This is a genomic window from Caballeronia sp. dw_19 (assembly GCF_018449515.1).
Classification (GTDB): domain Bacteria; phylum Pseudomonadota; class Gammaproteobacteria; order Burkholderiales; family Burkholderiaceae; genus Caballeronia.
In genome coordinates, this window is the sequence record NZ_JAAVUQ010000083.1 from 1 (window position 1) to 8,676 (window position 8,676).

The 8,676-nt window shown below is 61.2% G+C and carries 7 protein-coding genes; 5 read left to right on the forward strand and 2 right to left on the reverse strand.

Annotation, left to right across the window (positions count from 1 at the left end):
- Positions 1-310: 310 nt before the first annotated feature.
- The 4 genes from HB376_RS40295 (at position 311) to HB376_RS40310 (ending at position 3,826) form a co-directional block, all read left to right on the forward strand.
- On the forward strand, positions 311-1,267 hold the full coding sequence (locus HB376_RS40295) for a choline ABC transporter substrate-binding protein (protein WP_213769263.1): 957 nt from the start codon (positions 311-313) through the stop codon (positions 1,265-1,267).
- Between the two features lie 14 nt (positions 1,268-1,281).
- The gene (locus HB376_RS40300) at positions 1,282-2,211 is read left to right on the forward strand and encodes a 3-keto-5-aminohexanoate cleavage protein (protein WP_213769264.1); all 930 of its coding nucleotides are present in this window, start codon (positions 1,282-1,284) and stop codon (positions 2,209-2,211) included.
- 132 nt (positions 2,212-2,343) lie between these two features.
- Positions 2,344-3,291, forward strand: a complete 948-nt coding sequence (locus HB376_RS40305) for an L-carnitine dehydrogenase (protein WP_213769265.1) — start codon at positions 2,344-2,346, stop codon at positions 3,289-3,291.
- Positions 3,292-3,304: 13 nt separating this feature from the next.
- Complete coding sequence (locus tag HB376_RS40310; protein WP_346730679.1) at positions 3,305-3,826, forward strand: thioesterase family protein; 522 nt, start codon at positions 3,305-3,307, stop codon at positions 3,824-3,826.
- Here HB376_RS40310 and HB376_RS40315 read toward each other — a convergent pair.
- Positions 3,742-6,069: a heavy metal translocating P-type ATPase gene (locus HB376_RS40315; protein WP_255631891.1), complete on the reverse strand. Its 2,328-nt coding sequence runs from the start codon at positions 6,067-6,069 to the stop codon at positions 3,742-3,744. The genes HB376_RS40310 and HB376_RS40315 overlap by 85 nt on opposite strands.
- A 78-nt stretch (positions 6,070-6,147) precedes the next feature.
- On the reverse strand, positions 6,148-6,801 hold the full coding sequence (locus tag HB376_RS40320; RefSeq protein ID WP_213769266.1) for an FMN-binding negative transcriptional regulator: 654 nt from the start codon (positions 6,799-6,801) through the stop codon (positions 6,148-6,150).
- Between the two features lie 272 nt (positions 6,802-7,073).
- Here HB376_RS40320 and HB376_RS40325 point away from each other — a divergent pair, with 272 nt between their 5' ends.
- Entirely contained in the window at positions 7,074-8,573 is a 1,500-nt protein-coding gene (locus HB376_RS40325) for a DUF1214 domain-containing protein (RefSeq protein WP_213769267.1), read from the forward strand.
- Positions 8,574-8,676 lie beyond the last annotated feature (103 nt).

Genomic DNA, 8,676 nt, shown 5'->3' on the forward strand with positions numbered 1-8,676 from the left:
AACTCAGGCAGACCACTAAGGCCGAAAGCACCAACCCGGCATCAACCCCGACCACTAACCCCAGAACCTAGCACCTCGGCACCAACCCCGTCCACCCAACCTAGAAACCAGAACCGCCCCGCCCCCGAAACCAAGTGCCAACGAAAAAACCTTGATCGAATGCGAACAAAACCATTCCGTCGCTGACAGTCAACTCCCGGTCGCAACCGGTCGCCTCCCCACCATTCTGCGGCGTTACTTTTACCCACGGTCGGACATATCCGAACGCGTCTGTCCCACACAAAAAATCACCGGAACAGGAAGCCAAGCCATGACATCAATCCCGACAACGAAAAAGCTGCTCGCCTGTCTGTTTCTCGCGTTAACCTCAATCGGCGCATCCGCGCAAAGTAAGGAAGACGCAAGCTGCCACACCGTTCGATTCGTCGACATCGGCTGGACCGACATCACCTCGACCACCGCGCTCGCATCAGTCGTATTCCAGGGCCTCGGCTATGACGCGAAGATCACCCAGGCCTCAGTGCCCATCTCACTCGCCGGCCTGAAGACAAAACAAATCGACGTGTCACTAGGCTACTGGTGGCCCGTGCAGGAAAAGTCCGTCCAGCCGTTCCTCGACGCCAAGCAAATCGACAAGCTCGACCCGCCAAACCTGTCGGGCGCCAAAGCAACGCTCGCCGTGCCGAGCTATGAATACGACGCAGGCCTGAAGACCTTCCAGGACATCGCAAAACACAAGGACGAACTCGACGGCAAGATCTACGGCATCGAGCCGGGCAGCAGCGCAAACGCCCAGATCCAGAAGATGATCGATACCAACCAGTACGGCCTGGGCGGTTTCAAGCTGGTGCAATCGAGTGAAGCCGGCATGCTCGTCACGGTCGACCGCGCCGTCCGCGACAAGAAGTGGGTCGTGTTCCTCGGCTGGGAACCGCATCCGATGAACATCCAGATCAAGATGAATTACCTCTCCGGCGGTGATGCTGTATTCGGCCCGAACTACGGCGAAGCACGCGTCTATACGCTGACCAACCCCGACTTCCTGACCCGCTGCCCGAACGCAGGCAAGCTGGTTTCGAATCTGCGTTTCACCACGCAACTGGAGAACCAACTGATGATTCCGGTCATGGCCAAAGTGCGTCCCGCCGATGCCGCCAAGGACTACCTGAAGAAAAATCCCCAAGTGCTTGACGCATGGCTCGCGGGCGTAAAGACGGTGGACGGCAAGGACGGACTGCCGGCAGTGAAGCAATATCTTGGCCTTTGAAAGGACGACGCAACATGAACTATGAAGTGATCGTGACCTGCGCGGTAACGGGCGCGGGAGATACCACGAGCAAACACCCGGCAATTCCGGTGACACCCAAGCAGATCGCGGGGGCGGCCATCGAAGCCGCGCGGGCAGGAGCAACCGTTGCGCATTGCCACGTCCGCGATCCACGCACGGGCCGCGGCAGCCGCGACCCGGCGTTGTACCGCGAGGTGGTGGACCGCATCCGTTCATCGGACGTGGACGTCATCATCAACCTGACTGCAGGCATGGGCGGCGACCTGGAAATTGGCGCGGGCGAAGCGCCGATGCAATTCGGTGCGGGTACAGACCTTGTAGGCGGCTTGACCCGGCTGGCACACGTGGAAGAGTTGTTGCCGGAGATCTGCACGCTGGACTGCGGCACGCTGAATTTCGGCGATGGCGACACGATATACGTATCAACTCCCGCGCAACTTCGAGCCGGCGCGAAGCGGATACAAGAACTGGGCGTCAAGCCGGAACTCGAGATCTTCGATACAGGCCATTTGTGGTTCGCGAAGCAGATGCAAAAGGAGGGTTTGCTCGATGACGCCCCTCTGTTCCAGCTATGCATGGGTATCCCCTGGGGTGCACCGGCGGACGTAGGTACGTTCAAGTCGATGGTCGACAACATGCCCGCGGGTGCGCAGTGGGCAGGGTTCGGAATCGGCCGCATGCAGATGCCGATGGTCGCCCAGGCGATGTTATTAGGTGGCCACGTGCGCGTGGGTCTTGAAGACAATCTGTATCTGGATCGCGGTGTGCATGCGAGCAATGGGACGCTGGTTCAGCGGGCGGTAGAGATTATCGAACGTCTGGGTGGTCGTGCGTTGACGCCGGCAGAAGGCAGAAAGAAGCTGAACCTGCCGGCTCGCGGCGAGCGTTTGCTTGACCGCCGCAAGATCGAGCAGTTCGCGTAAGAGCGTAGAAGATACAAGCCTGAAACCCGCCGACGCAGGCCGTGCGAAAGCGGGGAATTCAGGTTAAAAGCAGGCACAAGACACTAAACCATCGAAGCAAGTAAAAAGCCAAATTAATAAGGAATCCGTTATATGCAAGTCAAGACGTTTGCTGCGTTGGGCGTAGGGGTCATTGGAAGCGGTTGGGTATCGCGAGCGTTAGCGCATGGACTTGACGTAGTAGCGTGGGACCCGGCGCCGGGCGCCGAGCAGCAATTACGGGCGAACGTCGCCAACGCATGGCCGGCGCTCGAGCGAGTAGGGCTGGCAAAGGGAGCATCGCAGGAAAGACTGCGCTTTGTTGCAACCATCGAGGAGTGCGTCGCCGACGCCGACTTCATTCAGGAAAGCGCGCCCGAGCGTGAGGACCTGAAACTGACGCTCCATGAGAAAGCATCCAGGGCGGCAAAACCGGAAGCCATCATCGCGTCGTCGACATCGGGCTTGCTCCCAACGGATTTCTACGCGAGCGCCAAAGACGCTTCGCGCTGCATAGTGGGCCATCCGTTCAACCCGGTCTATTTGCTGCCGCTGGTCGAAGTCGTTGGTGGCGAAAAGACGTCGGAAGCAACGTTGCAAGCAGCATCAACATTCTATGAATCGATAGGCATGCGTCCGCTGAGAGTCCGCAAAGAAGTCCCCGGTTTCATCGCGGACCGCTTGCTGGAAGCACTCTGGCGCGAGGCACTTCACCTGGTCAACGAAGGCGTGGCGACCACCGGCGAAATCGACGATGCCATTCGTTTTGGCGCGGGCATTCGCTGGTCGTTCATGGGCACGTTCCTGACCTATACGCTCGCGGGCGGCGAGGCCGGCATGCGTCATTTCATGCAGCAATTCGGCCCGGCGCTAGAATTACCGTGGACCAAACTGGTCGCACCAAAACTAACGGACGAACTCATCGACCGGGTGGTGGACGGCACCACGGATCAGCAAGGCACGCACTCCATCAAGCAACTGGAACGTTATCGCGACGACTGCATCACGAGCGTGATGACGGCCATTGCTGAAGCGAAATCTCGCCACGGCATAGCGGACTAGAGAAGGCATACGAGTGACGCACAATCGAACAATCCATCGCGACACGGTGAGGCCCGAATGGGTCGACTACAACGGCCATCTCCGTGACGCGTTCTACATGCTGATCTTCAGCCTCTCGACCGATGCGTTCATGGACCGCATCGGCCTGGACGATGCCGGCCGCACGTCGCGAGGCCGCTCGCTGTTCACTCTCGAGGCGCATATCAACTATCTGCACGAGATCAAGGAAGGTGCGGCGGTTCGCGTGGAGGCATCGGTGCTTGCATTCGATGCCAAGCGTGTCCACTTGTACATGGAGATGTTCGCGGACGAGGGAACGGAGCCCATCGCGGCGAGCGAACAGATGCTGCTTCACGTCGATACAATCAACGGCGCGAAGTCCGCAGCCTTCGATGCAGATATCGCCGGCCGTATCGAAGCAATGTTTCGCGACGCGCCGAAAGAAGCGCGTTATGCCGGCCGCGTGATCGGCTTGCCGTCGGGACCGCGGGCGGCGGTGGCGGCATTGGCATCGGCTGCGACCAAGCCGGCCTGAGCACGCCACGTCCGCAACAGCAACGCGTTCGTCACTACGCTCACGCTTGAGAACGCCATGGCTGCGCCCGCGAGCATCGGATTGAGCAGTCCGAACGCGGCAAGCGGAATGCCGACCAGGTTGTACACGAACGCCCAGAACAGGTTCTGCTGGATCTTGCGATACGTGCGCCGCGCGATATCGATGGCATCGGCCACCAAGGCCGGATCGCCGCGCATCAGCGTGATGCCGGCGGCTTGCATGGCGACGTCGGTGCCGGTCGCCATCGCGATGCCGATATCGGCGGCGGCGAGCGCGGGCGCGTCGTTGATGCCGTCGCCGGCCATCGCTACCGCTCCTTGCGCCGATGCCTTCAGTTCCGCGATCACGCGCGCCTTGTCGGCGGGGAGCATGTGCGCGTGAACCGCATCGGGTGCAATGCCGAGTGACTTCGCCACGCTGGCCGCGCTGCCGGCGTTATCGCCGGTGAGCAGGACGCTTTTGATTCCCATCGCGCTCAGCCGTTCGATAGCTGCGCGTGCGCCGGGTTTCAGCGAGTCGCCGAACGCGAGCAGGGCGAGCACGCGCGGATGCAGCCTGACGGTTGAACGCCCCTCTCCGCCGAGTTCCACCAGCCACGACACCGTATTCCCAAGCTGTTCCAGTTCCGCCGCCCGCGTAGCCAACCGTTGCGGCGCGACCAATTGCAACTCGTCAAGCCAACGATCACTGGCTATCGCCAGATGACGTTCGCCGACCCGCGCCTCGACGCCGCGTCCCGCCACCGCTTTCGCATCGCTCGCGGCAATGGTTGGAATGCGCTCACCGTCGGCGGCAGCAACAACCGCGCGCGCCAGCGGATGATCGCTGAGCCGCTGTACGGCCGCCGCCAGCCCCGATGCTTCTGCGCGGTCCACGCCTTCGTCCGCCTCCAACACCGTCATGGAAGGTTTGCCGACAGTCAGCGTGCCGGTTTTATCGAAGGCAACAATTCTGATCCGATGCGCCATTTCCAGCGCCTGCGGGTCCTTGATCAGCACGCCGTGCCGTGCCGCGACGCCCGTTCCGGCCATGATAGCGGCGGGCGTCGCTAGCCCGAGCGCGCAAGGGCACGCGATCACGAGCACCGCGACCGCGTTCAGCACGGCCGTTTCCACACCCGCGCCCATCAACAGCCAGCCAACCACCGTCACGATCGCGATCACAAGAATTACTGGCACGAATATCGCCGATACCCGGTCCACCAGCCGCTGAATAGGCGCCTTCTCGGCCTGCGCCGATTCAACCAGCCGGATGATCCGCGCGAGCGTCGTCTCGGAGCCAGTCGCGGTCGTTTCGACAGCGATTACCCCTTCGCCGTTGATCGAACCCGCAGTCACGCGTGCGCCGGTTTCCTTCGCCACGGGCAGGCTTTCGCCGGTAATCAGCGATTCATCCACGTGCGTGCGGCCTTCGCGAATCAGGCCGTCCACCGGCAAGCGCTCACCCGGCCGCACGATCGCCACGTCGCCGTTGCGCACATCCGCCAGCGCGATGTCGCGCTCATTCCCGGTCGCCGCATCGCGAATCCGCGCACGCTCAGGACGCAGCGCGTCGAGTGCGCGAATGGCGTCGGTGGTTTGCCGCTTGGCACGCGCTTCGAGCCATTTGCCGAAGCGCACGAGGGTGATCACCACCGCTGCCGCCTCGAAATAGAGGTGGGCAGACTCGCCGGGATGCGCGAACAGTTCGTACACGCTCAAGCCCCAGGCAGCCGAGGTTCCGAGCGCCACGAGCAGATCCATGTTGCCTTCGCCCGAGCGCGCCGCCTTGAAGCCGCCGACATAAAAGCGCGCGCCCAGCACGAATTGCACGATGCTGGCGAGCGCCAGCGAGACCCAGACGCCAAGATGAAGATCCAGCCCGAGCATGGGCAGCACCAGCGGCAAGGTCAGCAGCGCGGACACGATCACCGCCACGAGTTCACCGGTGTGCGCGGGCGCGGCGACAGGCGCGGCTTCCGGTTCGATAAACGTTGCTTCGTAGCCGGCCTTGGTCACGGCGGCAACGAGTTGCTCGCGCGACACAGAGGTATCGGCGTGGACGGTTGCTTTTTCGGTCGCCAGATTAACCGATACCTGTTCCACGCCCGGCACCTTCGCCAGCGCCTTTTCGACCCGCCGTACGCACGACGCGCACGTCATCCCGCCGATAGCAATTTCAGCGGTGGTTGACACGGCGGCGGCTGCGGCAGGATCGGTGGTCGGAATAGACGGTGCAGACATGACAAGGCTTCCTGGTTCAGTGTGAGCCATTAAATTCAGCTCGATGTAACCAGTATCGACATTCCAATGATTGGAAGGTCAAGGCGTATTTTCAATAGGAGGAGGCGCGTTGAACATGGCGTCGGCGAGCGCTGTCGCGGCGTCTGTTTCGCGCTGGCGCACGCCGTTGATCGCACCGATCCGATCGGCTGCCGCCTTGTTCTGGCTCAGTTTCGCCTTGCCGACGAGCCGGGTGACCTCGATTTCGATTCCGACAATGGCTTGCAGCATGGTCTGGATGAAATCCGGCGGCGCGTCGCCCATTTTCCACGGCGCCGCTTCTCCGGCTTCCATTTTCCGGGTGAGGCGCGCGACCACGCCGCGCACGAAAGTCTCGTCGTCGCGGATCGTGATCCGGCCATGCGCGTGCACGACGAGATAGTTATAAGTTGGCACCTGCCGATGTGTTTCCTGCTTGCTCGGATAAAAAGTCGGCGATATATAACCCGACGCGCCCTGGAAAATAATCAGTGTGTCAGAACCGCTTTCAATTTCCTGACAAATAGGATTTGCCCGTGCCACATGTGCGCGCAAAATGCCGTGTTCGCCCTGACTTGCGTCGAACTCGAATGGCACGTGATTCGCATCGAGACCGTTTGCGCCATGTGTGACAAGGGCGGCAAGCGGATTGTCAGCCATCAGCCGATGTAAAACCTCGGGGCGTTTTTCTTCGAAGTAGGGGGGCAGGTACATCGGCGGCTCGTGGGCGAATTAGAAAGAACTGGCTAAAAAAACCGAAAAAAATCATGTTACGCGGTGCAGGTGCCGGTCGAAACTTTTCTGAAACCCGGCGAAGGCGTTCAAGGGGCGTTACGCGCTCCTTGCCTATCGTCATTGGATAAGATAAAAACCGTTTTCAAGATAGATTAAGCGCCGCGACGCGGATTTGCAGAAGACCGGGAGGCGAGGACCGGTCCGCGCACTCGACGAATTAAGTGAAAGCCTTAAATAGATCCTTAAATCGAATGAAAAATAATCGACGCTGGGCAATTTCGTTGTACACGGCGCTATGGGTGGCCGCTGGTTTGAGCAGTTTGGCAGTATTGGGCGGGTGCGCGACGCAGGCGCCTGTTGTGACCAGCGGGGATGGCTGGCGCAAGGATCAGGTGGCAGACGCTTATGTGTTTGGATATCCGCTGGTGGTGTCGGATATTGCACGGGAGAAAGCCACGGGTGGCGATGCGTCGCAGCCCGGCCAGACGCCCGTGAATACGTTGCGGCATGCCACGGCGCTGCCGCCGGTCGGCGCGTCGGGGCGGCCGAGCGTGGATACGCTTGAATCAACCGCATGGCTGGATGTCTCCAGTGGACCCGTGCTGGTTTCGCTTCCCAATACACCGAATATGCCGCGCGGCCGTTATTACGACGCTCGCGCCTTCGATGCCTGGACCAACGTGATCTATTCCAGCATCCCTCGCGGGCCGGATCGGGCCGTGCCGGTGAAAAAGCTGAGTGGGAAGGCGGCGCGGGCGGCCAGACTGGCCGCGGAGCAAGCCAATGTGCTTGCGTTTGTGCCCGTGGGTTATACGGGAACGCTTCCTGACGGCGTGACGCGGGTTGAAACGCCGACCCGTTACGTGTGGCTTTCTCTTCGTGTGCGCGTGAATGGCCAGCGCGACGTGCGTGAGGCGCGCAAGTTGCAGACGGCGATGAGCATTGAAGCGCCTTCCGCCGATAAAACCAGTGCCGCGACAGCCGGCAGTGCCTGGCCGAACGTGACGGCCAGCACGCCGACGGTGGTGACGGGCGCGGGTGGCGACAAAGCTGATTCGCTCGATGCCACCGCGTTTTTCACGCGTCTGGCGAAGGCGATGCAGGACAATCCGCCAGCGCCGAATGATCCGCATGCTGTTAGTTTGCTCGGTGATCTTGGCGTAAAGGCGGGCGAGCCGGTGCAGTTCCGTCCTGCGGATGCGGGTTTACTGGCGACGGGTCTAGCCGATGGCCGTACGCGGGTGGACACGGTGCCGTCGAATGCGATCAGCCGTAACGGCTGGGTTTGGTTCGGCGATGGCGCGGGCAGTTACGACACCGATTACACGTTGCGCGCGTTCCTGGCGCGGCGTCAGCCGGGTACTGGCACGAAGGACGATGAGGTGAAGCCGGTTGCGTTTTCCGACAGCGACGGCCACGCGCTGAACGGTGCGAATGAGTATGTGTTGCACTTTGCGCCGAACCAGTTGCCGCCGGTGCGGGGGTTCTGGACCTTGACGGCCTATACGAAGGATGGTGCGTTGATCGACGACAAGTCGTTGCGGCTTTCGCTGAATGACCGGGACCGGTTGAAGAAGAACCGAGATGGTTCCGTCGATATTTCCGTTTCGGCTGCGGCGCCTGCGAAGGCGCGTGCGTCGAATTGGTTGCCGGTGCCGGATGGCGATTTTCAGTTGATGTTCCGATTGTATGCGCCGAAGCCTGAAGCAACGAATGGGACGTGGGCGCCACCGGCGATTGAGCGGCAATAATTTTTGGTTTTTCACTCGCACCGGAAAAGGGGGCTGGCGCAGGTGGTTAGGGGTGAGGGTTGGGGTTGGGGTGGTCGGTTCTGGGGTTAGTGGTCGGGGTCTA

Excerpts from the sequence above, each read along its gene's own strand:
- HB376_RS40295 (WP_213769263.1), top strand. The coding sequence starts at position 311 with ATGACATCAATCCCGACAACGAAAAAGCTGCTCGCCTGTCTGTTTCTC.
- HB376_RS40300 (WP_213769264.1), top strand. The coding sequence starts at position 1,282 with ATGAACTATGAAGTGATCGTGACCTGCGCGGTAACGGGCGCGGGAGAT.
- HB376_RS40305 (WP_213769265.1), top strand. The coding sequence starts at position 2,344 with ATGCAAGTCAAGACGTTTGCTGCGTTGGGCGTAGGGGTCATTGGAAGC.
- HB376_RS40315 (WP_255631891.1), bottom strand. The coding sequence starts at position 6,069 with ATGTCTGCACCGTCTATTCCGACCACCGATCCTGCCGCAGCCGCCGCC.
- HB376_RS40320 (WP_213769266.1), bottom strand. The coding sequence starts at position 6,801 with ATGTACCTGCCCCCCTACTTCGAAGAAAAACGCCCCGAGGTTTTACAT.
- HB376_RS40325 (WP_213769267.1), top strand. The coding sequence starts at position 7,074 with ATGAAAAATAATCGACGCTGGGCAATTTCGTTGTACACGGCGCTATGG.